Raw genomic sequence first — 24,853 nt, 5'->3', positions numbered from 1 at the left:
ATGAAAAGAAATATGGCACTTGCAGCAGCGGGTATTTTCCTGTTACTTGGAATTAGCATAATTTTATATCCTCATATACGCCAATATATGTATGCGGATCAGGCTAAGAAAATTATAGAAGAATTTGATAAGAAGATGGAATGCGATTATTTGGAGGCGGATGAAAAGAACGGTGTTGCGGTGAAATCGGAACCGGCATCCGGGAAAAAAGAGATTAATCTGGGACATGAAGATTTATATCAGAAAATAGTGCAATATAACCGAAAGCTATTTCGAACCGGTCAGGAAGATTTAGTGGATCCTTTTTCTTATCAACAGGTAGATTTCAGCTTAAAAGAATGGGGATTTGATGAGGATATGATTGGCAGCCTGAAGATACCCAGAATGGGAATTGAATTACCCATATATTTAGGCGCAACTGATGAGAATATGATAAAAGGGGCGGCGCATTTATCGCAAACGTCGCTTCCGGTCGGCGGCAATAATACGAATGCAGTTATAGCGGCTCATCGGGGATATAGTAATGCAGCTATGTTCAGGGATATAGAGGATTTACAGATAGGAGATCCGGTTACAATTAAAAATTTTCGGGAAACACTAACCTATGCGGTGGTTGAAATTAAAGTAATCATCCCAACGGATATAGATCAGATACTGATACAGCCCAACCGTGATTTAGTCACGTTAATTACGTGTCATCCGTATGGATATAATTATCAAAGGTATGTGGTTTATTGTGAGCGGGTGGAAGATAAGTAAATGGTAATATTGGGGGAAGTTATGACAACTAAAATGGAAGAAAAATAAAAAGAACATGAGGGTTATCATATGGGCTTGTTAAACAGAGAAAAGTATGGCGATGAAGATGAAAGATATGATTTGTCAGGTAAAAGTGTACGGATTTTCACGCCAAAAGAAAAGCAAAACATGTACGACATTGTAGAAAGTGCAGAATACCAGGTAGTTCTGATGAACATGGAAAATTTGGAACAAAACGAAAAGCAGAAAATGATGGACTTTATAAGCGGAGCTATTTTTGTTCTGGAAATCCGGTTATTTCAAGTAGCAGAAAATATCTATATTTTAATACCACGGGGATCCAGAATAAGAGAGCAAGTATAAGGCAGATAGTATCAAGTTTAATTAGAGTAGAGAAATAACAGGGAGGAGTGCTGTGAGACATATGAATGAATCAAAGAAGGATATAGGATTTCTAAGTGGAGGAATCGGAACCATATTTATTTCAGTTACAAAAATTGTGGAAAATAAAGTTTGTGGATATTTTTACAGTCCCTTTTACCGGAAACTAATATATTTTGAGAATTTTGCACAAATGTATATTATGGCGGATACCCTGGTTCGAAAATTAACAAAAGAAGAAAGAGCTTATTTAAAACCTGTTATAAATCCGGAAAAAAACTGTTATTCTATCAAACCTAAAATATATTTCTTTGCCCTTAATATCTTATCTTTAGAAGATAATACCTGGCATGGGATAATGAGTTACAGTGGCTGTAAACAAAAAACTTACTTCAAAAATTCAAAGGAAATGTTAAAGAAAATGAATGCTTTATTGGGAATCACTAATATTGAAGATCCGGAGGTAAAATAGACGGGATGATCGGACTTTACTGGATTTTAGTAACACTAATTTTTATCGTAATTATATATGGAGTTCTTAGGATACAAGACAACAAAAAGACATATGAAAAAAAAGATTTAAGAGGAAGAATACGGATTATAAATGGTAAGGAATACTTTACGGTCAAAGTGTATATATGGCAGAGAAAAAAAATGAGAGCAATTGAAAATACATATAAAGTAAATAGTATTGTGATGTCGGATGACAGGATCAAATACAGAATCATAGAGACTTTAAGAATGGTGCAGTTTCCTGCAGTTAAAATTCAGTACAGGTATCAATTGATGCAGGAATTTAATTTATATAATGGAGATGTTATATATGTGAGTATCACAGATCATGATAATCTTCAGGTTAAAATTCAGAATCATAGAAAATTAAAGCATTATTGTGATCTGATAAAGAAAAGAAGAGATATATGTTCTGCCGATAAACAAGAGATATTGTTAATTTTAAGAGGGATGTTAAGCGGCAGGAATATCACAATTAGCGAGATCAGAACTTTATATACAAAATTAAAAGAGTGGGTGCCATATGTAAGCAGTGCAGTTGGCATTATGAATACTATAGACGTAATAATACCACTTAATGAGTATTCTATTCCATTGGAAGAAATAAATTTTTCTCACAAACCCGACCGCATATCTTGATTAAACTTTCCAACACGCTCTAAAAGAGAGGAATAAAAGATGAGACAAAAAGAAATCTTGGAATATATACGGGAGTTGGAGGAAAAAACTTTTGCAGAAGGGAGGTAATCATGAGTACTTTTGAATCTACCAAAAAACAAACATATACACGTTTATCGTGGGATGAGTGGTATGCGTTAGCAAAAGAATTTTATTCTTTAGAGCATCATTTAAAAATACCTGTGAATTATAAAACACGAGAAGGATTTCTTCTTGGTCGGTGGATCGAAAGACAGAGGTCTGCATACCACCAAAAGGGCGTTTATAAAATTGATGCCAGGAAAATTTATCTGTTAAACCAGATCGGGATGATGTGGACACTTGGGGTGAGAAGAACATGGGAGACAGGGTATAAATATTGCGAAGCGTATTATTTAGAATTTGGGAACATTGACATACCCAAGAATTTGATATATAAGCAAATGCCTCTTGGAGAATGGCTCCTTTATCAAAGGAAATGCTATCGCCTGAATAAAATAAGTAAATGGAAATGCGAAAAATTAGAAAACCTTGGAATTAAGTGGCAGATAAGAAATAGAAGAAATGAAAGAGAGAAATGAAATCAACTACCGTATGGTTCATGTCAATAAACTTACCTTTAGATACATAAACGACCAGATATAATCTTTCGTGGTATATAATATCTTAGTATAATTTATAAATTAAAGAATTTGAAGCTTTCAATGAATAGGAAAGCCCGTTTAATAAAAGAAACCTTTTAAATATTTTATAAATACATTGACAACATGCTGTCTTAATGTTAACATACATTTAGACAGCATGTTGTCGTATGAAAGGAGAATATAATGAAATACGCAAATGATTTATTTCTAATGAACCAGGCATATGCCACACTTTTTTCTGTTACCAATAAACTACAGGTAAAAGGAGACCAGTTTATGCAGGATTTAACTTCCCGGCAGTATATGGCTATGCTTGCGGCAGCGCATTTAAAAGAAGGTGAAACAACACTGAATAATATTGCAAAAAAGCTTGGTACTACAAAACAAAGTGTGAAGCATTTAATTACAGCCATCGAAAAAAAGGGGTATGTGGTTACGGTACCCAGTGAACAGGATAAAAGAGCCGTGAATGTTAAAATAACTGATATTGGTTTGCAGGTTATGATGGAGTGTTCGGAACGTTCCTTAAAGTTTTTTGCCGATGTTTTTCAGCGTTTTACAACGGAAGAACTTGAAATTTTATGGAGCCTGCTCAAAAAAATGTACCGTTATGATGGAGAAGAAATGGATGGTTTTGAGGAAGATGTAGATAATCGGGTAGTTGGAGACGGAGAGCTTACCAAAAGCCAGATGAAAGCACTGGAAGAATTTGACCGGAGCCGATATTATGCCCATAATGGAGGAAATAAAAGTGAATAGTATTGTTAAAGTCCAAAATCTGGAGAAAAGCTATCATACAAAGAAAGCGGTTAATGGTATTAACTTTGTGGTGAATGAAGGAGAAATTCTTGGTTTCCTTGGACCAAATGGGGCTGGAAAAAGCACAACCATTAATATTCTGTCAACCATTCTTTCTATGGATCAGGGAGAGATCACGATTTTTGACCGGGATTTAAAGAAGAATGTAAAGGAAATTAAACGTTTGCTGGGGGTAGTACCTCAGGATTTAGCTATCTATGAAGAAATTACAGCCATTCAAAATGTACGTTTCTTTGGCAGTCTCTATGGAATAAACGGGAAGCAATTAGAATTACGGACAAAAGAAGCTTTAGAATTAGTTGGTTTATATGATAAAAAGGATGATAAGCCGAGAACTTTTTCCGGTGGTATGAAAAGAAGGCTGAATATAGCCTGTGCCATCGTTCACCAGCCGGAACTGATTATCATGGATGAACCTACGGTGGGGATTGATCCGCAGTCAAGGAATCACATTTTAGAGTCAATCAGGACTTTACGGCAGAGAGGGGCAACTGTTATTTATTCCACACATTATATGGAAGAAGTGGAGGCAATCTGTGACCGGATTATTATTATGAACGAAGGAACGATTATTGCGGAAGGGACAAAAGAAGAATTGAATCAGAAAGTAAATAATGATGTCACGTATTACTTTGAGGTTGAGGAAAAGGAAAAATGCAATGAGCAGGATTTTCTGGACTTGAAAGGTGTTCGGGAAGTTGTTTTTTCTGAATCAAATATTGCAGTTACTTCGGACCAATCAGAAGAAAATCTAAATGATATTATATCCGTAATCATTGCAAATGGCTGTAAAATTGAAAGTATGCGCAGTGAAGAGGCGTCCCTGGAAACAGTGTTTCTTGAATTGACCGGACGAAAATTAAGAGATTAAGAAGGTGATTAGTTTGAACTTTATAAAAATCATAAAATTCGATTTTATGAATATTATCAAAAATCCAATGCTGCTCATAGTCAATACCATATTTCCGTTTATCTTAATTGGGGTAATGGGACTTGTAACATCAGGCAGTTTTGGAGCAGGCAATGTGAGTTCTTTCGACTACAATGGGATCACAATGATGATTTTTGTGGCATTGCTGATAGCAATGACAGCATCAAATACATTTATGGAAGAAAAAGTAAAGAGAGGAAATACCCGGATTATTTATGCACCGGTTTCCAAAGTGAAAATATATCTGTCAAAAATGATTTCTACTTATATTCTGGGCAGTATTTCATACAGTTTCATTTGTTTTCTCGGACAGTTTATCTTCCATATAAATTTTGGCGGAAAAAACCTGGTCTATATTATGCTGCTGATTAATTTTGCTGCACTATTTGGAACTGCTTTCGGCATTATGTGCTGTTGTCTTCTAAAAAGTGAAGAGGGAGCAAATTCCGTGATACCCCTTGTTATACTGGTATTCGTTTTTTTTGGAGGCATATTTTTTCCTACAGCGAGCTTTGGCAGAATGGTGGAAATGATATCTGTTATTTCACCGGTAAGATGGGTAACAGAATGTGCTTTTCAGATAATCTATGACCAGAACTTTCATCTGTTTCTTCCTGTAATGGGTATGATGCTGTTGCTGTCAGCCATATGTATTGCAATCTGCCAGATTACATTTAAACCGGAGGACTATGTAGCATGAATTGTATAAATTTAATTAAAAACAACTTTAAACGTATTCTTACACATAAAGAGATTCTGGCAGTTGCCATAATTATTGTACCGGTTTTTATAGGAATTGCTGTGATATTTTCTGAAAGGGCTGAAATGAAATTATCCGTTGCCTTGGTTGGTGATATAAGTGGGATATCCCGGGAAATATCGGAAAATAACAAATATAAAATAGATGTTGTGAAAGAGAGGCCCCCTGAATCTGCCCTGCTTATGGGGACATATGCAGCTGTCATCGAGCAAAATAAGGATGGAACTTATAGGGTTGAAACCATCAAAAGTAAAAAAGAACAATCTGCAATGGAAAACTATTTCAATACCGGCAAAATGGAAATAGAAAACAAAAGGGGTGCAGGAACGAATATACTGGGATATATTTTCATGATTATGATTATGCAGGCGGTAGCTTTAACGATACTATATCCGGAAGACCGAATTAAGAAAACATTTCGCAGGATTATGACAGCGCCTGTAAGTGAAAAACAATATCTTTTCTCACAGGGTATTTTAACAGTTCTGTTCCTTTTCATACCAACATATGTTGCAATTGTTATTGCAAATGCTGGCTTTGGAATAAATCTTGGTTATAGCCTTGGAATGATGGCGTTATTACTTGGGATTCTTACAGTTTTTTCAACATCATTTGCCCTGTTCATTTCTTCGCTGATTGAAAGGAATACTTCGCTGGCAGCTAGTGGTATTGCGGTAATTACCTGTATATTAGCTGGCTGTTTTATATCATTTTCGGATAACAACACTCTGCTAGACAATGTATTAAATCTCATACCGCAAAAGGCATACATGAATATGATTCAGGGAATTGCTGGTGGTGGGAAATTCTTTAATTACATGGATCAAGTTATCTACTTAATGATCTGGATTGTTGGATTCTGGGTGATTGGAGGAGTGATTACGAGCCATAAAGTAAAGAAAGGGATTTATTAATTTAGAAATGCAAAATGCAATAAAATGTGTTTGGTGAGGCAGGGCCGATAACCTATGAAATATATTCATGGTTATCGGCTTTTTATATGCAAAAGCCAAATATCTTCCCACCGTCAGAGATATCTGACCATCATGGTGCTACAATCACATCAACTTCATTTTTAACTAAAGTATTATAAAAGTCCTGGGATATACCCGAATCTGTAATGAGGGTGTATCCCTTTTTCAGCTGGCAGAGCTGCACAAAGGTTTTTTTCATAAATTTAGTGGAATCGGCAACTACAATAATATGGCGGCTGGATTCCAGAACGGCAGTAAAAGTTCCGGCCTCTATATAATTGTAGTTATAAATATAACCGTTTTCATCGATGGCAGCAGCGCTGATAAAGGCATAATCAAATGAAAAGCTGCGAATCATATTTTCAGCAACATGCCCCACTGCATTCAGGGAAGGGAGAATTAACTGGCCTCCGATAGAAATTACTGTGTAGTCCGGGTGGCTTGCCAATACCTGGGATACGCTTACGTTGTCTGTAACCAGGGTAGTATTACTTAACGGATAATTGATTTGCAGTGCCATACTGTACAAAGTTGTACCGGAGGCAATATATACTGCATTACAGGTGGGAAGTATGCTGGCTTTTTGCAGGTATTCTGCTGCAGCCAGTCCTAAACTCATTTTAATCTGCTGGTTTACATTGAGCCGTGTTTGAAATGGAGCGGCATTTACAGAGGAGGTTATTTCCTGTATCAGGGTGGCGCCTCCGTAATGCCGGATTACAGACTTGTTATTTTCCAGTGTCTGCAGATCTCTTCGGATGGTCATATCTGAAACACCGAATTTCTCACATAAGTCAACAACATTTGCGACACCGCCATGAGTACGCATATATTCAATAATTTGATCTGTTCGTTTGATTTTCATATAATTTTATGTTCCTTTCAAAAAGAATTAAACACAAATAAAACATAGTTACCTTATGTTTGTTTATTCCATTATATAGTTTAGTAGAAAAAATTACAATAGGATTCTTGGAATAAAATGTTTGTTTGTGTACAAGTGTGAGCGATATCAGAAAAAATGTTCAATACCATAATAAATAATATATGAATTAAACAAACAAATTACTAAAAAAGACAATAAATTATAAAATACATCAAAAACATCTTGACAAAACGAACAGGATATGATTATATGTAACTATAAACAAAACAAACACAATAAACAAATAATAAACATTGAATAAACAACGAGGAAGAGAAAATGGATAAACAGTATATTATCAGCGTTGATCTGGGGACGTCCAGCTGCAAGACGGCTTTATTTAATGGCGAAGGTGTAATGGTTGGCATAGCGTCCAGAGAACATAAAACATTTTTTGGAGAGAACGGTGCTGCAGAGCAGGATCCCAATGAGTGGTGGAGGGGTGCCTGTGAAACAATCCGGGAAGTATTATGGAAAGCCGGGATCAGCAGCCAGCAGATTGCTGTGGTGGGAATCGACAGCCAGAGCAGTGCCATGATACCAATAGGAAGAGACGGAGAAATACTTCACAATGCAATGATCTGGACAGATCGCCGTGCCGTTATGGAAAAGAAATGGATCGATATCAACGTGGGGCAGGAAATACTCACGCAGATAAATGGTAACCGCAATGATGAATCCAATATAGCACCTAAGCTGATGTGGTTTAAGAACAATTGTCCAAAGCATTATCGGCATACCTATAAGATATTAAATGCTGCAGGATTTCTTGCCTATAAGCTGACCGGAATATTTTCCTGCAATCTTTCGGAAGGAGGATTGACCCAGCTGTTTGATGTTGAGAAGGGGGAGTGGTCCGGGGAATTGGTGAAAGCCTGTGAACTGGATATGGATAAACTGCCCTTGATTTACCAGTGCTTTGATGTGGTGGGAAATATTACTGCACAGGCTGGTGATAACACTGGTCTGCTTATGGGAACTCCGGTAGTGGCAGGTGCCATGGATGCAGTCTCCTGCGGTCTTGGATGCGGAATTACAAAAGAAGGCGATGCTTTTATTACCGGGGGTACTGTCACCGCCCTTGGAGTATGTACTAACAGGCCGGTTAGAAGTGGTTCCCTCCATGTATATCACCATATTGTTCCGGGGACATGGTGCAATATGGCGGGGGTTGATTTTGGAGGAGGAAATTACAGGTGGTTCCGGGATAAATTCATGCAGGAATTTAATTCGGATTCTGTTTATGAAGAAATGAACCGCATGGCTGAAAAGGTGAAGGCGGGTGCCGATAAACTTTTATTCCTTCCTACCTTAGTGGGACAACGATGTCCTCAATGGGATGGTAGTATGAAAGGCGTCTTTTTTGGAATATCCCCAAATCATGGGAGAGAACATTTTTTAAGGGCAATTATGGAAGGGAACGCTTTGGCAGTGAGGGAGATCATGGAATTACTTGGCAAAGAAGGTGCCGTAGCCAAAAAACTTCGAATAGCTGGCGGAATAGCAAAGAGTAATATCTGGATGAAGATATTTGCAGAAGTACTTGCAAGACCCTTGTATCTGGCAGAGTGCGAAGAGGCTACTGCAATGGGAAATATGATAAATGCAGCATATGGAGCGGGAATTCTGAATTCGTTTCAGGACGGAAAAAAATATCTGAAGTTTGAACCGGTATCCGTGGAGGAAGCAAACGCTGAAAAGTATGACCGTCTGTATGGAATATATACAAAGCTATATCCCGCAATGAAAGAGCAGTTCAGAGAACTGGCAGCTTTACAGTTATAGATAAAAGAGCTGCTAAAATAATCAGATAATGCATAACAAGGAGGAAGAAAAATGACACCCAGAGAAAGAGTGCAGTGTATTTTGGAACACAGGAGACCGGACCGAGTAGCAATTGATATCGGTTCAACCGCATCGGGTATGACCAATCCCACCTTCAGGCGGGTAAAGGAATATTTCCAGGTGGAAAGCGAGGATCTTGTGATTCGGCCGGATGAGAGTTCTGCATTGTATAATGATGAACTGATGGAAAAGATGGGAGGAGATTTTCGCCATGTTTTCTTGCTGCCGCCCGATGGATATGAGCCGGTTTACGATGAGGAAGGTGTGATCACAAATGAATTCGGCATTAAGAAGAAGCTGGTCAACGGCCTGTCCCAGGGGCACAGCAGTCCCCTGGAGGATGCAGAAATAGAAGATATTGATACCTATCCCTGGCCGGATCCTTATGCTCCCGGACGTGCGAGGGGGATGAGGGAAAGAGCAGAATACCTGTATTATCACACTGATTATGCAATTGCATCCAGAGCAGTATCACATGGATTTTTTGAACTTGCCTGGGAATTGCGGGGAATGGAAAATATGCTGGTTGATATGCTGGTGGATAAGGAATTTGCCAACAGACTGCTGGATAAAACACTGGAAATTCAGATGGGACTGTATGATGTTCTGTTAACGTCATGTGGCGAGTACATACAGATTGTGGAGACGGGGGATGATTATGGGACACAGAGGGGACCTATTATATCTCCGGAGTTATTTAATGAAATGATCGTTCCCAGGCGTAAAAAATTAAATGATTTTATTAAATCAAAAGCACCCCGGGTAAAGATATTCCATCACACCTGCGGATCTGTCTATAAAATATTGGACGGAATAATTGCTACGGGAGTTGACATATTAAATCCCATTCAGCCAAGTGCAGACGATATGGATACGTTCCGGCTCCAAAAGGAGTTTGGAAATAAGCTGATCTTCCATGGCGGCATTGATGAGCAGACGGCGCTGATCGGCTCCCTGGAAACGTTGAAGCAGGAAATGGAGGTGAGAGTGCAGTCCCTGGGAAAAGAAGGCGGATATATTATGGCGCCTACCAGTAATTTCATGGATGATATGCCATTAGAAAATATTGTGAATTTTGCACGGTTGGCGAAAGAAATCGGAGTGTATGTCTAGAGCCTTTTGACGCACAGCTGACAAAAAAGCAATTGTCAGACACGCTGGGGAGCCTGTTTGAAAAATAAGCACAAGCGGAGAAGGGAATTCATGTGTGGGAAGTTGCGGTAAAATCATATGTTAATGAAAATAAGCGGAGGTATTGGTATGTTGAAGAAAATATTAAGTGCGGTGTTATGTTTCACAATGGTAATAACAATGGCAGGATGTGGCAGCAATGGGAAGGGTGAAGAAACAAAAGCGGCAACAGCAGCGGCTGCAGGACAGGAAGCGGAGGATGTACAGGAAACATCGGATATTAAAGTCGGTTTTGCAATAAAGACACAGGATTCCCCCTATTTCGTCAGCCTGGTGGAGGCTGTAAAAGAACTGTCCCAGGAAAAGGGATGGAAGTGTACCGTTCTGGATGCGAACAGTGATACTAGCAAAGAAGCTGAAAATTTAGAGACTTTTATTACTCAGGGGATGGATCTGATTTTTCTGGACAGTGTGGAGCCGGATGCCTGCATTCCAAGTATCAATGCAGCTGCAGAAGCAGATATACCGGTCATTAATCTGGACAGCGGAGTGGGAGAGTGTAATCAATGTACTACCATATACTCTGATAATAAGCAGAATGGACGGCTGGTCGGAAAAGCATATGGTGAACAGTTCGACAAAGACAAGGAAATTATTGCAGTACTTCTGAGTGCACTGAAAGGAAATGTGGCATGTATGGAAAGAAGGCTGGGATTATTCTGTGGAATCATCGAAAGCAGAGCAGGATACAGTGAAGAGGAAGCGTGGAAAGCGGCGCAGGAATTTGAAGATGATTTAATGAAAAATGGAAAAGCATCCAATGAGAAGGCCAGATTTACGCTGCGCGGACAAGGCTGGGGTGCAGGAACAAGAGAAGAAGGATTAACTGCGGCGGAAGATTTAATAACAGCAAATAAAGATTTAAACTGTATGCTGGGTGAAAATGACCAGATGCTGTTCGGCGGAATGGAAGCACTGGAAAATGCAGGTATCACAGGGGTGGATATGGTTGCAGCAGCAGATGGTGCAAAGGAAGCTTATGATCTGATAAAGGAAGGAAAATATTTTGGCACAGGAGAAAATTCTCCATATAAAGTTGCAGAAAAAGGCATAGAAGTTGCCAAAGAGATTCTGGTGGATAAGAAGGATTGGAAGAGCTATGAAGATGTTATTTTGACGGAGGCAGTTGCGGTGACAAAAGAAAACGTCGATGAACATTATCAATTCGGATTTTAGATTGCCGGAAGATGGAGGGGCGCTATGCAGGATGAATACAGACTTGAGATGAAAAATATAACCAAGCATTTCGGAGGCGTTAAGGCACTGACCGGTGTTTCGCTAAAAGTTCAGAAAGGAGAGGTACATGCTCTGATTGGAGAGAACGGGGCAGGCAAGTCAACTCTGATGAAGGTTTTATCCGGCGCGTATCAGAAGGATGACGGGGAAATTCTGGTCGATGGTGTCCGGATCAAAATAAACGGTCCGAAAGATGCGAAAGAGCATGGAATTGCAGTTATTTACCAGGAATTTATGCTGGCACCGGATCTGACAGTGGCGGAAAACATCTTTATTGATAAATTGTCCGCAGGAAAGCTGACCATTAATTGGAGAAAATTAAAGTTGGACGCTAAGAAACAGTTAGAAAAACTGGGATTCGGGGAAATAGATCCAGGTGTGAGGGTAGGTACCCTGAGTGTGGCATATCAGCAGGTGGTAGAGATTTGCAAATGCCTCACACGCAATGCCAGGGTATTGGTGTTGGATGAACCAACTGCAGTTTTGACTTTTTCCGAGATCGAAAAATTATTTGAAGTAATCCGGAAATTAAAATCGGAAGGAACCAGTATTATTTATATCTCCCATCGTTTGGAAGAGATATTTCAACTAAGTGATCATATCACGATCCTAAAGGATGGCACCTACGTGGGTACGGTGCCAACTGCTTCCATTGATAAACAAAAGCTGGTCAATATGATGGTGGGCAGGGATCTGACCCAGTTATTTCCCGGGCGGCATGCAGTGATTGGAAAAGAAGTGCTCCGGGTGGAAAGACTGAATGCCGGTGAGCTGGTCAATAACGTAAGTTTCCATGTGAAATCCGGAGAAATACTGGGATTCAGCGGCCTTGTGGGATCAGGCAGAACGGAAACAATGCGGGCCATTTTTGGAGCCGACCGGAAAGATTCCGGAAATATAATCTACTTTGGGAAAAAAGTGAATTTTAGAGATCCGAAAGAAGCGATCAAAAGCGGGTTTGGTCTGCTTCCGGAGGATCGGAAAAAGCAGGGACTTCTATTGGAACAGAGTATCCGTGTGAATACCACGCTGGCTGCAATTGGGAAAATCACAAATAGATTTGGTGTAATCAATCATAAGAAAGAGAAAAAATATGTCTGTGAGTTACTGACCGGACTGGCAACAAAATATGGCTCTGCCGAGGACAATGCAAATAGCCTGAGCGGCGGGAACCAGCAAAAAATAGCTCTTGCCAAATGGCTGGCGGCAGACTGTAAATGTATCGTCTTTGACGAACCGACCAGGGGCGTAGACATTGGCGCCAAGATAGAAATTTATAAGATAATGAATACACTTGCGGAAAATGGCGTGGCAGTCATTATGATTTCATCAGAAATGCCGGAGATTATCGGCATGTGCGACAGAGCCATGATTATGTTTCAGGGCAGGATTACCGGGGAACTGAGTAAGGAAGAGCTGGCAGAAAGTAATCTAATTAAATATGCTATGGGGGTATAAGCGGATGCAGCAGGAGAAAAAGAAGCGCCGGATACGGCAGCTATTCATTCAAAATAATACATATATTATCTTTATCATTTTATTTATTGTCTGTTGTCTGCTGTCGGAAAACTTTCTGACAGTAATGAACCTGAGAAATATTGCTTTGCAGCAGGCAGCACCGATCTGTGTGGCAATCGGCATGCTGTTTGTAATCTTAACCGGAGGAATTGATTTATCGGTAGGCTCTGTCATGGCTTTCGGTGCAGCCCTGACAGCCATACTGATCAGAGATTTTTCCATGAATTTATTCCTGGCAATTCTCATATCACTGGCGGCTGGGCTGCTCATGGGAACTTTTATCGGTGTACTGGTTGCTTATACGAAGATGCAGGGATTCGTGGCATCTCTTGCAATGATGACAATAGCCCGTGGGATGGCATTTGTACTTACCAATGGCACTCCAATCAAATTAGATAAGGGGTATCTGGATCTGCTGGTGAAAAAAGAACTGTTTTATCCTATTATTATAATTACAGTGCTTATAGTGGTGATTTTCTGGTTCATACAGAAATATACGGCATTTGGACGTATTGTAATAGCTGTGGGAAGCAATGAGACCACGGTTGAACTGGCTGGAATACGAGTGAAACGTTATCTGATTTCTGTCTATGCAGTCTCCGGTGTACTGGCTGCCCTGGCAGGAATTTTTGTGGCATCAAGAAGCTCTACCGGCAGTGCCTCCGTGGGAATGGGGCAGGAGCTGGATGCCATTACGGCATGTGTAATCGGCGGAGCAAGCCTGGCGGGCGGAAACGGATTTGTAATAAAGACTGTAGTGGGAGCCTTGGTATTGGCGCTCATTGGAAATATTATGAATCTTATGGCGGTTCCGTCTTATCCACAGGATATTATTAAAGGATTTATAATTATTGCAGCTGTGCTGCTTCAGATTGTAACGGAGCGTTCGGAAAAGACAGTATAAGTTTCAGTGGCAATCCTGCTTCTTATCCTTTCTTCTTTATCAGGAATTGCTTGTGCTGCACGGTATGTCCGATTAAACCGATGCAAAAAACCAGAGCAGACAGTTTATGTATTATTTTGAATATCAGCAGACCTGCTGACATATGGGATGCAATTCCTGAAATCAATATGAATACGAATGAAAGTATTAAAATTTGATCTACTATTCTGAGGTTTGGCGGCATATACCTGTATTTTTTCCATTTCGCATACAGGTGAACAGAGGAGATGACAACTAACAGAAAACCAATGAGAGTATGCACAGCGTTTCCTGTAATCTTTACGAAAAATAGTGCAGCACATAAAATAACAGAAATTATCATAAAAGTAAATTCTTTGTGTTTAATCATTTGCATTTTCCTTTTTTGTTTTATAGTGTTTTACATTCTGACATAGCATCGTTCGTTTGCGGTTGTGGGGCCCGGCAGAGAACGGTTATATGATCTTGGACATACAGAAGAGAATTATGAAAGTTAGGCGCGTCTAACCAGTGTATCATACTATAAAATTTTGGAAATGCCAAGAGGAAAGCAGTTAATAAGAAAAATTCTCATTAGCTGCCTGGGAAATGGAAGCTGGAGATTATTTTACAGGCGCATATGAGTTCTGTAGGCGGTGTTTATCAGCCGTTAACTTCTGCGCTGCTTAAGGCGGGTGGCATGTTGCTGCCGGTTATAGTCTCCATTATCTATTTGCTGTTGTATCAGAAAGAGAAGCAAAATGTGTTTTATAAGATTTTTTCTTTTATGTTTATAATAGGGGCTAGTTTCTCTGCTGCAGCATGGATTTTAGTACCGCTGCTTTATTTGAATGGAAAAGCACCGGTAGGTGATGATGTGACGCAGTTTCTGGATGTTTCCGGGATGAATCCCGTTGTTGTAATTATTTTGGCGGGGCTGGTTATATGCTTTAATATATTGCTTGCATGGCGTAAGGGGGTTATACAAAATTATTGGAAAGTTTTTAATGAGAAAAAATGAATTTGGTGGAATACCTGCACTTTGGGAATTTAGTTAATGGCTATTCACCCATGCAGCAATTTCTTTCATAAAAGGCTCTGGGGAAATAAAATAGCTATTGTGGACATCATTGATCTCAACGAGTTTTTTCTCACAGGTTAATGCATCAAAGTACTGATCGAAATAATCGCAAGAAAAATATCGGTCATGTAATGTTTTAAACACCAGAGTCGGACAGGCAAGGGGCACTTTTAATAAGCTTTCTTTTCCAACCATACACTCCAGCATTCGGAGCAGTGTATTTATTTTCATGATGAAAAAGTTGGCATCCCGTAAGCGGAAGGATTTATAAAACTCATTATCTAATTCAGCATGATAACCCTTTGCTGGCGGTGGGGTAAAGGTAATTGCCAAAGTTGGTTTTATCCTGATTAATAGACGGCAAACTTGAATTAACGGTTTTGCAAAGAACTTCGGAAGTCCTAAAGGAGCTATGTCTCCGTAAATTCCACAAGCAAATTGCGCAAAGCTCTTGAACTTACAGCCTGTTCCCAAATAATATTGTGCCATAATGCCGCCAATGCCCGTATAACCCAATAAATGAATATCGCCCGAATATTTTCCAGATACATACTCATACACGGCATCTAAATTTGCAACCATGTTAGGAAGTGTAAAATCTTTTGTCGTACCACTGCACTCTCCTTCGCCCGGTACATAATCCACAGCAAATACATTGAAACCATAAATGCTGCCAAGCTGTTCATAACATTCATAACAATTTTTTACAGCAATTACAGGTGTGTGTAAAACAATTATATTTTTACTGGCGGCTTCTGCATGATAATAAAAAATATGTACCCGTTCAGAATAGCCTGAAATATAAGTGTCATTCCAGCCAGCTTGTTTAATCGCTTCTTCATTTAATGGTTTAATTAGCATTCTCTCTCCTCCTGTATTAGATGCTCTGACAATGCCTTTAATACAATCTTCATCAACTCAATATCTTGTGTTTCATGTTTAAGATAAGATAATTGAATAAACTGCATCTGCAAGATTTTAGTTGTGATTTCTAAGTTATATCGATACATAAAACCCGAGTTTTCTAACATGGATATTAATTCCAAGTCTCTATCATTATTCTCATCTATACACGATTTTGGTGCTTTTGCTACAATTCGTTCCCATAACTGTGCATCAATGTTCATAATAAGTGGATTTTCAATAAACTTTTCCATTACATAGCATAACATACGGTAAAAAGTTTCAGCATTATGACAACTTTTATGTTCTTCCAGCATTGAAAGCAGGAATTCAAAAATATTAGCTTGTAAACGATTATTTATCACCATATATAGATGTTCTTTATTGTCAAAAAAATGGTAGAAGGTTCCTTTTGCTATTCCGGCTGCTAAAGAGATATCTTCTGCTGTTACTGCGTAGAATCCTTCTTCATTAAATAACGTTTTGCCTTTTTCCAAAAGCAGGGAGAAAATCTTTTCACGTTCTGTCGCTGTAAATTTAGGCATATACACTCCTTTATATGACTTATTTTTTGTTTAAGGTCATATAAATAATAGCATATTATTTCTAATCAGTCAATACAAATCATCTTACAGTCCACGAAAACAATTCTTCTGGATCTTCCGAACCACTCACTGAAATGATTGCACAACCACTTTTTCTATGCTAAAATGAAAATAATATTTTCAGGCGAAATAACTCGAAATATCTCTGTAATCCTAACCGTATAAACCGGCGGTTTATCAGGCAGTGTGACGTTAAGTTTTACGGCATTTCTTCGGTCATGCCATAGGTGTTCAGACAATTTAGCAAGTGAAAAATTATAATAAAGGAAATATTTGTTTATGGAAAGAGGAAATGATATGAAAGAACAAATTTCTGCACGGCAGACAGTCCGGCTATTTTGCAGTTCTTGGTTTGAACAGCGGGACGCAGCGCTGGCCACGGAATTCCTGGCGGATGATATCCAATTTATCGGCACGGGGGAGAAAGAGTTTGCCTTGGGGAAGACGGATATGGCGAATTATGTTCTTACTGATATCCGGGAAATTCCGGAACCGTTTGAAATGGAACTGACGGTTATCCACGAGCAGGTTTTTAACGATGCAATTTATATTATGACTGCTGAGTTTACACTCAGAAATTCCGTGTATGCCTGGAGCCTGCACGGCTTTTTTGCACTGTGCAGGCAGAGTAACAGATGGCTGGTATGCAGCCTGCACTTTGCTGAACCTGGCAGCAGCCAAAGGGGCGGGGAGCACTATCCGCAAACGTTGGTTCTGGAAAATGTGATGAAGCAGCGGCAGGCACTTCTAAATGATTCCCTGGCAGGCGGAATGATGGGCGGTTATATTGAACCGGGATTTCCTTTTTATTTTATTAATCGCCGGATGCTGGAATATCTGGGCTATGATAGTGAAGCAGAGTTTATTTCGGATATTGGCGGAATGATAACCCAATGTATGCATCCGGATGACAGGGAACGGGTGGATCATGAGGTGGATGTCCAGATAGAGGAAAAAGGAGAATATGTCGTAGAATACCGGATGAAGAAAAAAGATGGTACTTACATCTGGGTTCATGATACAGGGCTTAAGATGACTGCAGAGAACAACAAGCCTGCCATCACCTCAGTTTGTATTGATATTACAGCTCAAAAGCAGGCACAGGAAGAAGTGCTTCATATCTATAATAACATACCCGGTGCAGTGTTTCGCTGCAGATTTGATGCCGATTTTTCTGTAATCGATGCAAATGACGGGCTGTTTGAATTTATTGGCTATTCCCGTGAAGAATTTTCAGCAATGGGCAACAAAATGTCATCTGTAATTTATCCGGAGGATCTGTCAGTTATGGCGCAGCGGCTGAAAGTACAGCTGGCGGATGGAAATACCATACAGAATGAGAACCGGTTGATCTGTAAAGACGGGACGGTAAAGTGGATTTCGATTAAAGCCCAACTTCTTACAGAAGAGGATAATGAGAAGTATTTCTATTGTGTTTTTGTTGATATTACGGAAGAAAAACTGCTGCAGCAGAGGGAGAGGGAGCTGTACGAAAAGGAACTGGAGTATTTTGCAGAGTTGTCTTCCGCAGGAGGAAGTATTCAGGGACGGATTAATGTCACGAAGGATAAGCTGGAAAGTTATGCAGCCTCTTCGAATATAGCAATTGCACATGTAGGGAATACCTATGAAGAGACTGTCGAGAGTATATCAGCTTCTGCTGTAGACAGGGATTATGGGCAAAAGATCCGCAATACCCTGAGCAGGGAGAAGCTGCTGGCTGACCATGCTGCCGGTAAAGTAGATTATCACTTTGATTTCTTATGCAGGAGTGAAGGCGGAGAAACTTTTTGGGGCAGTATGAGTTTCCGTTCTTCGCTGAACCCTGAAACGGGGGACGTGATCGTTTTTTTCTATATGTTTGACGTTACGGAGCAGAAATTGCAGGAACAGCTGCTAAATAGAATCACAGAACTGGATTATGATATTATTATGGAAATTGATATACAGCAGGACTCCCAACGTCTGTTTTCTTTTAGCAGCAGCCAGAAGAATATCTTTCCGTGTCAGGATGGTTTTCAGCAGGAAATACGTGTCATTGCCGACCAGTTTATGGATGAACCGTCAAAGAAAGAATTTCTTGCTAAGCTGGATTACGGATATATGAAAAAGACATTGGTTAAGCAGGTTAATTATACTTTTATTGTGGAGATGAAAGATGAATTTGGTATGGTTCATGTCAAACGCTTCCAGATATTCTATATCAGCCAGGATCTGGGACGGGTCTGTGTAACGTGTAATGATGCCACGGATGTTGTACGGCAGGAACAGAAACAAAAAGAGGAGCTGTCGGCGGCTCTTGTTGCCGCGGAGCAGGCCAATGCTGCAAAATCGGACTTTCTTTCCCGTATGAGCCACGAGATCCGTACACCGATGAATGCAATTATCGGCATGAGCGCAATCGCTGCCCGTTCTATTGGTGATGATGAACAGGTTGCGGACTGTATTTCTAAGATTGGTATTTCCTCCCGATTCCTGCTTGCACTGATTAATGATATTCTGGATATGAGCCGGATCGAGAGCGGTAAGATGCTGCTGAAAAAAGAGAAGATACCTGTGGAGGAATTTTTAACCGGGATTAACTCTATCTGCTATTCCCAGGCGGCAGCCAAAGGGGTGGAATATGAGTGTATTGTGGATCCTGTACTGGATGATTATTACATAGGCGATGCGATGAAGCTGCAGCAGGTCCTTATTAATATTTTAAGCAATGCGATTAAATTTACAAAGGAAGGCGGAAAGGTCACTTTTTCCGCAGCGCAGCAGAGGAAGACGAAAAATGATGCCGTTCTTCGTTTTATCATCAATGATACCGGCGTGGGGATGAGCGAAGGGTATCTGGTACATATTTTTGAGCCATTTTCTCAGGAAAGCTCCGGAACTACTGCTTTGTATGGAGGAACCGGGCTGGGTCTGGCTATTTCCAAAAACATAGTGGATATGATGGATGGAAAAATAACTGTCAGGTCGATAAAAGGAATCGGCTCAGAGTTTACCGTGGATGTGAAGCTGGGTATTACGGAGGAGGAAAAGCTTCGTCACAACCAGAAGAAAACAAATCACAATTTTTCACATTTGAAAACACTGGTGGTAGATGATGATGTAGCTGTCTGTGAAAGTACCATCAATACGCTTCAGGAGATAGGTATCAGGGCGGAATGGGTAGACAGCGGCCGTAAGGCAATTGACCGGGTCAAGGACCTGTGGGAAAAATCCCAATACTATGACATGATTCTCATTGACTGGAAAATGCCGGAAATGGACGGTATTGAGACTGCCCGGCGTATCCGTGCGATTGTAGGCCCGGAAGTTACGATCATTATTATGACGGCATATGACTGGATTTCGATTGAAAATGAGGCAAAGCTTGCGGGGGTAAATTTACTGATGAGCAAGCCGATGTTTAAATCTACTTTGGTCTCCGCATTCACAAGAGCTTTGGGAGAGCAGGAAGAACAGGCTCAGCAGACGGAGGTGATCAATTACGATTTCACCGGCAACCGTGTGCTGCTGGTGGAAGATAATATGATTAATACGGAGGTGGCTGCCATGCTGCTGGAGGATAAGGGATTTGTTGTGGACACGGCGGAACACGGACTGCGGGCCATAGAATTATTCAGCAAATCAGAGCCGGGATATTATAATGCCATCCTAATGGACATCCGGATGCCTCTGATGGACGGATTGACTGCGGCGAACAATATCCGTCATCTTAGTAATGTGGATGCTAAGACCATTCCCATTATTGCCATGACTGCCAATGCCTTTGATGACGACATCGAAAAAAGCAAGGCGGCGGGGATGAATGCCCATCTGGCAAAACCCATTGAACCAGACCGGCTGTATCAGACTCTATATGATTTCATCTATGGAAAGGAGGTCTGAGAGGATGGGGGAATTAAATAATGAGGAAGATGGGATAATGCAGGATATCTCCCTTTCAACGGAACAGATGGAGGCCATATTGGACAATGCCCCAGTAGCTATATATGTAAGCGCAGCTGAGAATATGGAACTGCTCTATGCCAATCAGATAGTAAAGGATTTGATTTTTCAGTATCCTGGCATTGGTGGGATTACTTGTTATGAAGCGGCGGGTTATGACAGGCCATGCCCTTTTTGTCATGCAGGAGACATGAGCCGGACCGAGCTTTTTGTTCGTGAATTCCATCATCCCGGCAATAACCGGACCTACCAGCTCAGTGGGAAAATTATCGAATGGGGAGGCAAATCCGCTCATATTGAGTACATACTGGACATTACGGATAAAAAACGGGAAGAAAATCACTTCAAAGCGGTGAAAGAGGAACTGCAGACAACATTCACAAGCATTCCCTGTGGCTTATGCGTTTATGAATTTGAAGCCGGGTGCATCTCTCCATTATTCCATAACTCTGCATTTTATGAAATTATGGGGTATTCAGAAGAACATATACGGTTATTGGAACAGAAGACAGATTTTCTGGGGGTTCATCCGGAAGATCTTGAGCTTTTACAGGGAAAAATCCAAAGAGCAATTCTAAGTAATGGATTCGTCCGTCAAACTTACCGGGTGTTCAATGACCGGCTTGGAGAATACCGCTGGATTCATCTTGAGGGAGCGGTAAAGGAACAGGCTGACGGAAAAAAATTATTATATGGCGTATACAGCGATGTAAGCGAACAGGTGCATCTGGAAAAGGAACTTGCCGGAGCCAATGAAAAGATGCAGGAAGCACAGCTGGAAATGGATCATCTGGTTAATTCCATACCAGGTGGCATTGCCAGTTATCTGGTAAAAGGAAAGCGTTTCATCCCAACCTTTTTCTCGGATGGGGTAATGGCACTTTCCGGTCATTCACGGGAAGAATATTCAGAGATGGCAAGGCATGATGTGTTTGACATTGTATACGAGCAGGACAGGGAGCGGGTTCTGGAAGCGGCGCAGGCAGCTCTTGCCAGCGGAGAAGTTCTGGATGTCTCCTATCGTATGCGTCATAAAGATGGCCGTCTGATTTGGATTCATCTCAATGGAAGACGTATGGGACCTCTGTCAGAGAACTCAAAATTTTATGCAGTTTTTACCGGCATGTCGGCAGAGACGCACCTGTTTCAGAATATTGCCAACGAAACCGCGGATGGAATTTATGTGATCGACAAGAGAAATTATGATCTGCTCTATGTCAATGAATCCAAGAGTCTTTTCAGCAAGAAAGTGGATTGTATCGGTCTTAAATGCTATGAAGCAATGCATGGCAAAAGCGCACCCTGCGAATTCTGCACATTGAAAAATAATAAGCCTGACGGGGAAGAACAGGAGATCATGTCTGATGAGTCAGACGCCTGTTACAGCATACGTTTTCGTGAAACGGAGTGGAATGGAATTCCGGCGTATGTCAATTATGTCAGGGATATTTCGGAAGAGGTTCGGATTCGAAAGGAAAAAGAACGTCTGGAGCAGTATTTTCAGACTTTAGTTAAAAATCTTCCGGGGGGAGTTTCGGTTGTCCGTTATGAGAAGGACAGGAAAATGGTTCCTGAGTTTTTATCTGATGGATTTGCAGAACTGACCGAAATGACCCTGGAAGATGCTTGGGAGCTATACGAGAAGGATGCTTTGGCGGGTGTACATCCGGATGATCAGGAAATGGTGGACCAGCAGCTGACAGCATATATTTCCAGCGGTGAGAACCAGTGTGAAATGGTATATCGTCTGAAAAAGGGCGACAATAGTTATGTATGGGTGAAAAATAATCTCTCCCTTATTCAGAATGAGAATGGAGAGAGCCGGGTTTATGCTGTCTATCATGATATGACCAGGGAATTAGGGGAACAGGAACAGCTCCGGGAGCAGTATAAGGATATGATTATACAGCATTATCGGATTCCGGTACCCAATGCACTGATTATCGGCCACTGCAATATCACGCGGAATAAGATTCTGGAAATAATTGATCTTACAGATTCAGACCTTTTAAAAACTCTTGGTACGGTACGGGAAGAGTTTTTTACCGGGATAGCAGGACTTGTTGTTGATGAAAAGGAAAGGCAGACATTTTTAAAGACCTATCTGAATGCACCTGCGCTGGAGGCTTTTGAAAGAAATGACAGGGAACAGATCCTAAAGTGTTTTATAAAAATGCCGCGGGAAGATTTTGGACGTTATGTTCAATTTAAGGTAAATTTGGTGGAGGTGCCCGATACCGGGGATATCACCGGGATACTGACGGTAACGGATATTACGGAGCAGACCATATCTGACCGGATTCTGCACCAGCTTTCAGTCACCAACTATGACTTTGTCATAGATTTAAACCTTAAGCAGGATTCGTATACGGTTTTGACATTTAATGAGAATTCAGATTTTTTACCGGCAACCAAAGGCTGTCATTCGGAAAGGATTGCAGATATGCTTCGGTCTCCCATTGTGCCCAAGGACAGAGAACAGTATGCCAGGGCACTGACACCTGATGAAATTTACCGGAGGCTGACGGAGAAGAGTTCCTATACATTTGCTTTTTCTACAATTGATGAAAAAGGTGAAATCCGTACCAAAAATATGACCGTTTCCGCTGTAGATCTGCGACTTGGGAGGGTCTGTCTGGTACGTACAGACATTACGGAATCTGTGCGGGAGCAGCAGGGTCTGCTTAATATGATTGCCTATACTTTTGAACTGGCGGGATTTATTGATGTCAACACCAAACGACTTGTGACATATACCCGTCAGACCGTGTTGGAAAACCTGTCCCCATATATTGCAGATAATTATGAAAATGCAAAAGCATTTGCAGACCATTATGGTACAGAGGAAGACCGGGCAGAAATATTGCAGCGGTTCTGTTTGGAGAACATGCTTCTGCGTCTGGAAGAAAAGCCGGAGGGTTATGACTTTGTCCTTCCTTACCAATCCAGGGACGGTTTGTTGTATAAGCAGATTAATGTACTGTGGGGAGATGTAAACCACAGTACGATCTGTATGGTTCGGGCGGATGTAACGGATATGCTGACGGCTGAAAGGCAGGCGAAAAAGACCCTGGAAAATGCGCTGACACTTGCAAAGGAAGCAAACCGTGCCAAGAGCGATTTCCTGTCTGCCATGAGTCACGATATTCGTACACCTATGAATGCGATCATGGGGATGACTACGCTGGCAACAGCTCATATTGAAGAACCGGAGCGGGTGAAGGACTGTCTGCAGAAGATTTCTATTTCTTCCAGGCATCTGCTTAGTCTGATCAACGATATTCTGGATATGAGCAAAATCGAGCGGTCTAATATCACGCTAAACCGCATGAAGATATCGATGTCTGAGCTGCTGGAGCAGCTGACGGCTATTGTGGCACCCCAGGTCACGGCGTCCGGACTGAAGTTTGAACTCCGGACGGAGGGGATCTGCCATGAATATTTCTATGGGGATTCTTTGCGTATCAATCAAATCTTCATCAATATTCTGGGCAATGCGATGAAGTTTACCCCGGAATGCGGTAAGGTTCAGTTTCTGGTGGAGGAAGTGCCTTCCGTCAAAGGCGGGCAATGGGTGCGTTACCGATTCTCGGTTCGTGATACGGGGATAGGGATGTCCAAAGAATTTCTCGGGCATATCTTTGAACCGTTCACACGCAGCAGTGCAGCAGTGAATGTGGAGGGAACAGGACTTGGTCTTAGTATTACCAAGGGATTAGTGGATCTGATGAATGGAGAGATATCTGTTGAGAGTGAGCTTAATCAGGGATCTACATTCCGTGTGGAACTGGAATGTGAGGCAGCGCAGGGTGAACCGGATATTTACGCAGAAGATGTCCGAAGGGTTAAATCAGCTGCTTCCCAGGATGAAATATTTGCAGGACGCCGCTTTCTGGTAGCAGAGGATAATGCCATTAATGCAGAAATTCTCTGTGAACTGCTTCAGATGCACGGAGCAGAATCGGTTGTGAAGATGGATGGGGCAGAAACAGTACTGGCATTCCAAAATACAGCCCCCAATACCTATGATGCAATTCTGATGGATGTCCGGATGCCCGGCATGAATGGATACGAGGCTACCCGGGCGATCCGTGCACTGGACAGAGAGGATGCAAAAAATATTGTTATTGTTGCGATGACCGCCAATGCTTTTGAGGAAGATATTCAGGAGGCGCTGGATTCCGGAATGGATGCGCATCTGGCGAAGCCTCTTGATTTTAAGGTGCTGCATGATATTTTGTGTAAATTGCTGAGAAGATAATGGA

20 protein-coding genes are annotated in these 24,853 nt (G+C 41.0%); 17 read left to right on the top strand and 3 right to left on the bottom strand.

The window, feature by feature from the left end:
* The 9 genes from CD03_RS0102735 to CD03_RS0102695 all read left to right on the top strand — a co-directional run bounded on the left by CD03_RS0102735 (nucleotide 1) and on the right by CD03_RS0102695 (nucleotide 6,378).
* Nucleotides 1-759, top strand: coding sequence for a class C sortase (locus tag CD03_RS0102735; RefSeq protein ID WP_027292320.1), 759 nt, complete (start codon nucleotides 1-3; stop codon nucleotides 757-759).
* 69 nt (nucleotides 760-828) lie between these two features.
* Nucleotides 829-1,122 (top strand): cell division protein SepF, encoded by a 294-nt coding sequence (locus CD03_RS0102730; RefSeq protein WP_027292319.1) that lies wholly within the window; start codon nucleotides 829-831, stop codon nucleotides 1,120-1,122.
* Nucleotides 1,123-1,174: 52 nt separating this feature from the next.
* Nucleotides 1,175-1,612, top strand: a complete 438-nt coding sequence (locus CD03_RS0102725; RefSeq protein ID WP_027292318.1) for a hypothetical protein — start codon at nucleotides 1,175-1,177, stop codon at nucleotides 1,610-1,612.
* 5 nt (nucleotides 1,613-1,617) lie between these two features.
* Nucleotides 1,618-2,292: a hypothetical protein gene (locus tag CD03_RS0102720; protein WP_027292317.1), complete on the top strand. Its 675-nt coding sequence runs from the start codon at nucleotides 1,618-1,620 to the stop codon at nucleotides 2,290-2,292.
* 110 nt (nucleotides 2,293-2,402) lie between these two features.
* Nucleotides 2,403-2,891 carry a helicase associated domain-containing protein gene (locus CD03_RS0102715; protein WP_027292316.1) on the top strand — a complete coding sequence of 163 codons (489 nt, stop codon included), beginning with the start codon at nucleotides 2,403-2,405 and terminating at the stop codon, nucleotides 2,889-2,891.
* Nucleotides 2,892-3,137: 246 nt separating this feature from the next.
* Nucleotides 3,138-3,713: a MarR family winged helix-turn-helix transcriptional regulator gene (locus tag CD03_RS0102710; RefSeq protein ID WP_027292315.1), complete on the top strand. Its 576-nt coding sequence runs from the start codon at nucleotides 3,138-3,140 to the stop codon at nucleotides 3,711-3,713.
* A complete protein-coding gene (locus tag CD03_RS0102705) occupies nucleotides 3,706-4,644 on the top strand; it encodes an ABC transporter ATP-binding protein (protein WP_027292314.1) in 939 nt (312 codons plus the stop codon). The genes CD03_RS0102710 and CD03_RS0102705 overlap by 8 nt, the downstream gene beginning before the upstream one ends.
* A gap of 13 nt (nucleotides 4,645-4,657) precedes the next feature.
* Entirely contained in the window at nucleotides 4,658-5,404 is a 747-nt protein-coding gene (locus CD03_RS0102700) for an ABC transporter permease (protein WP_027292313.1), read from the top strand.
* A complete protein-coding gene (locus tag CD03_RS0102695) occupies nucleotides 5,401-6,378 on the top strand; it encodes an ABC transporter permease (RefSeq protein WP_027292312.1) in 978 nt (325 codons plus the stop codon). The genes CD03_RS0102700 and CD03_RS0102695 overlap by 4 nt, the downstream gene beginning before the upstream one ends.
* A 130-nt stretch (nucleotides 6,379-6,508) precedes the next feature.
* Here CD03_RS0102695 and CD03_RS0102690 read toward each other — a convergent pair whose 3' ends face one another.
* Nucleotides 6,509-7,303 (bottom strand): DeoR/GlpR family DNA-binding transcription regulator, encoded by a 795-nt coding sequence (locus tag CD03_RS0102690; RefSeq protein ID WP_027292311.1) that lies wholly within the window; start codon nucleotides 7,301-7,303, stop codon nucleotides 6,509-6,511.
* Between the two features lie 339 nt (nucleotides 7,304-7,642).
* Between CD03_RS0102690 and CD03_RS0102685 the strand changes: the two genes are divergently transcribed.
* From CD03_RS0102685 to CD03_RS0102655, 6 genes are all read left to right on the top strand, one after another.
* Nucleotides 7,643-9,148, top strand: coding sequence for a xylulokinase (locus tag CD03_RS0102685; protein WP_027292310.1), 1,506 nt, complete (start codon nucleotides 7,643-7,645; stop codon nucleotides 9,146-9,148).
* Between the two features lie 51 nt (nucleotides 9,149-9,199).
* Nucleotides 9,200-10,321 carry a uroporphyrinogen decarboxylase family protein gene (locus tag CD03_RS0102680; RefSeq protein ID WP_027292309.1) on the top strand — a complete coding sequence of 374 codons (1,122 nt, stop codon included), beginning with the start codon at nucleotides 9,200-9,202 and terminating at the stop codon, nucleotides 10,319-10,321.
* Nucleotides 10,322-10,468: 147 nt separating this feature from the next.
* Nucleotides 10,469-11,575, top strand: a complete 1,107-nt coding sequence (locus CD03_RS0102675; RefSeq protein WP_027292308.1) for a substrate-binding domain-containing protein — start codon at nucleotides 10,469-10,471, stop codon at nucleotides 11,573-11,575.
* A 24-nt stretch (nucleotides 11,576-11,599) separates the two neighbouring features.
* Nucleotides 11,600-13,093 (top strand): sugar ABC transporter ATP-binding protein, encoded by a 1,494-nt coding sequence (locus CD03_RS0102670; RefSeq protein WP_027292307.1) that lies wholly within the window; start codon nucleotides 11,600-11,602, stop codon nucleotides 13,091-13,093.
* Between the two features lie 4 nt (nucleotides 13,094-13,097).
* Complete coding sequence (locus CD03_RS0102665) at nucleotides 13,098-14,057, top strand: ABC transporter permease (protein WP_027292306.1); 960 nt, start codon at nucleotides 13,098-13,100, stop codon at nucleotides 14,055-14,057.
* A gap of 637 nt (nucleotides 14,058-14,694) precedes the next feature.
* Nucleotides 14,695-15,075 carry a hypothetical protein gene (locus CD03_RS0102655; protein ID WP_027292304.1) on the top strand — a complete coding sequence of 127 codons (381 nt, stop codon included), beginning with the start codon at nucleotides 14,695-14,697 and terminating at the stop codon, nucleotides 15,073-15,075.
* A gap of 33 nt (nucleotides 15,076-15,108) precedes the next feature.
* Here CD03_RS0102655 and CD03_RS38465 read toward each other — a convergent pair whose 3' ends face one another.
* Nucleotides 15,109-15,996, bottom strand: a complete 888-nt coding sequence (locus tag CD03_RS38465) for an alpha/beta hydrolase (RefSeq protein ID WP_242849023.1) — start codon at nucleotides 15,994-15,996, stop codon at nucleotides 15,109-15,111.
* The gene (locus CD03_RS35695; protein ID WP_052377631.1) at nucleotides 15,990-16,583 is read right to left on the bottom strand and encodes a TetR/AcrR family transcriptional regulator; all 594 of its coding nucleotides are present in this window, start codon (nucleotides 16,581-16,583) and stop codon (nucleotides 15,990-15,992) included. The genes CD03_RS38465 and CD03_RS35695 overlap by 7 nt, the downstream gene beginning before the upstream one ends.
* Before the next feature lie 357 nt (nucleotides 16,584-16,940).
* On the opposite strand from CD03_RS35695, the gene CD03_RS0102640 reads away from it, so the two are divergent.
* Nucleotides 16,941-20,528 (top strand): response regulator, encoded by a 3,588-nt coding sequence (locus CD03_RS0102640; protein WP_027292302.1) that lies wholly within the window; start codon nucleotides 16,941-16,943, stop codon nucleotides 20,526-20,528.
* Between the two features lie 4 nt (nucleotides 20,529-20,532).
* Nucleotides 20,533-24,849, top strand: coding sequence for a PAS domain-containing hybrid sensor histidine kinase/response regulator (locus CD03_RS0102635; RefSeq protein WP_242849022.1), 4,317 nt, complete (start codon nucleotides 20,533-20,535; stop codon nucleotides 24,847-24,849).
* The last annotated feature ends 4 nt before the right edge of the window (nucleotides 24,850-24,853 follow it).

Origin of the sequence: Robinsoniella sp. KNHs210, assembly GCF_000686105.1 — a bacterium.
GTDB classification, from domain to species: domain Bacteria; phylum Bacillota; class Clostridia; order Lachnospirales; family Lachnospiraceae; genus Robinsoniella; species Robinsoniella peoriensis.
This window is presented reverse-complemented; position numbering and strand designations above follow the sequence as displayed.

What these genes read in the sequence shown, in the direction of transcription:
- CD03_RS0102735 (WP_027292320.1), top strand. Translation starts at nt 1, where the DNA reads ATGAAAAGAAATATGGCACTTGCAGCAGCGGGTATTTTCCTGTTACTT.
- CD03_RS0102730 (WP_027292319.1), top strand. Translation starts at nt 829, where the DNA reads ATGGGCTTGTTAAACAGAGAAAAGTATGGCGATGAAGATGAAAGATAT.
- CD03_RS0102720 (WP_027292317.1), top strand. Translation starts at nt 1,618, where the DNA reads ATGATCGGACTTTACTGGATTTTAGTAACACTAATTTTTATCGTAATT.
- CD03_RS0102715 (WP_027292316.1), top strand. Translation starts at nt 2,403, where the DNA reads ATGAGTACTTTTGAATCTACCAAAAAACAAACATATACACGTTTATCG.
- CD03_RS0102710 (WP_027292315.1), top strand. Translation starts at nt 3,138, where the DNA reads ATGAAATACGCAAATGATTTATTTCTAATGAACCAGGCATATGCCACA.
- CD03_RS0102695 (WP_027292312.1), top strand. Translation starts at nt 5,401, where the DNA reads ATGAATTGTATAAATTTAATTAAAAACAACTTTAAACGTATTCTTACA.
- CD03_RS0102690 (WP_027292311.1), bottom strand. Translation starts at nt 7,303, where the DNA reads ATGAAAATCAAACGAACAGATCAAATTATTGAATATATGCGTACTCAT.
- CD03_RS0102685 (WP_027292310.1), top strand. Translation starts at nt 7,643, where the DNA reads ATGGATAAACAGTATATTATCAGCGTTGATCTGGGGACGTCCAGCTGC.
- CD03_RS0102680 (WP_027292309.1), top strand. Translation starts at nt 9,200, where the DNA reads ATGACACCCAGAGAAAGAGTGCAGTGTATTTTGGAACACAGGAGACCG.
- CD03_RS0102675 (WP_027292308.1), top strand. Translation starts at nt 10,469, where the DNA reads ATGTTGAAGAAAATATTAAGTGCGGTGTTATGTTTCACAATGGTAATA.
- CD03_RS0102670 (WP_027292307.1), top strand. Translation starts at nt 11,600, where the DNA reads ATGCAGGATGAATACAGACTTGAGATGAAAAATATAACCAAGCATTTC.
- CD03_RS0102665 (WP_027292306.1), top strand. Translation starts at nt 13,098, where the DNA reads ATGCAGCAGGAGAAAAAGAAGCGCCGGATACGGCAGCTATTCATTCAA.
- CD03_RS0102655 (WP_027292304.1), top strand. Translation starts at nt 14,695, where the DNA reads ATGAGTTCTGTAGGCGGTGTTTATCAGCCGTTAACTTCTGCGCTGCTT.
- CD03_RS38465 (WP_242849023.1), bottom strand. Translation starts at nt 15,996, where the DNA reads ATGCTAATTAAACCATTAAATGAAGAAGCGATTAAACAAGCTGGCTGG.
- CD03_RS35695 (WP_052377631.1), bottom strand. Translation starts at nt 16,583, where the DNA reads ATGCCTAAATTTACAGCGACAGAACGTGAAAAGATTTTCTCCCTGCTT.
- CD03_RS0102640 (WP_027292302.1), top strand. Translation starts at nt 16,941, where the DNA reads ATGAAAGAACAAATTTCTGCACGGCAGACAGTCCGGCTATTTTGCAGT.
- CD03_RS0102635 (WP_242849022.1), top strand. Translation starts at nt 20,533, where the DNA reads ATGGGGGAATTAAATAATGAGGAAGATGGGATAATGCAGGATATCTCC.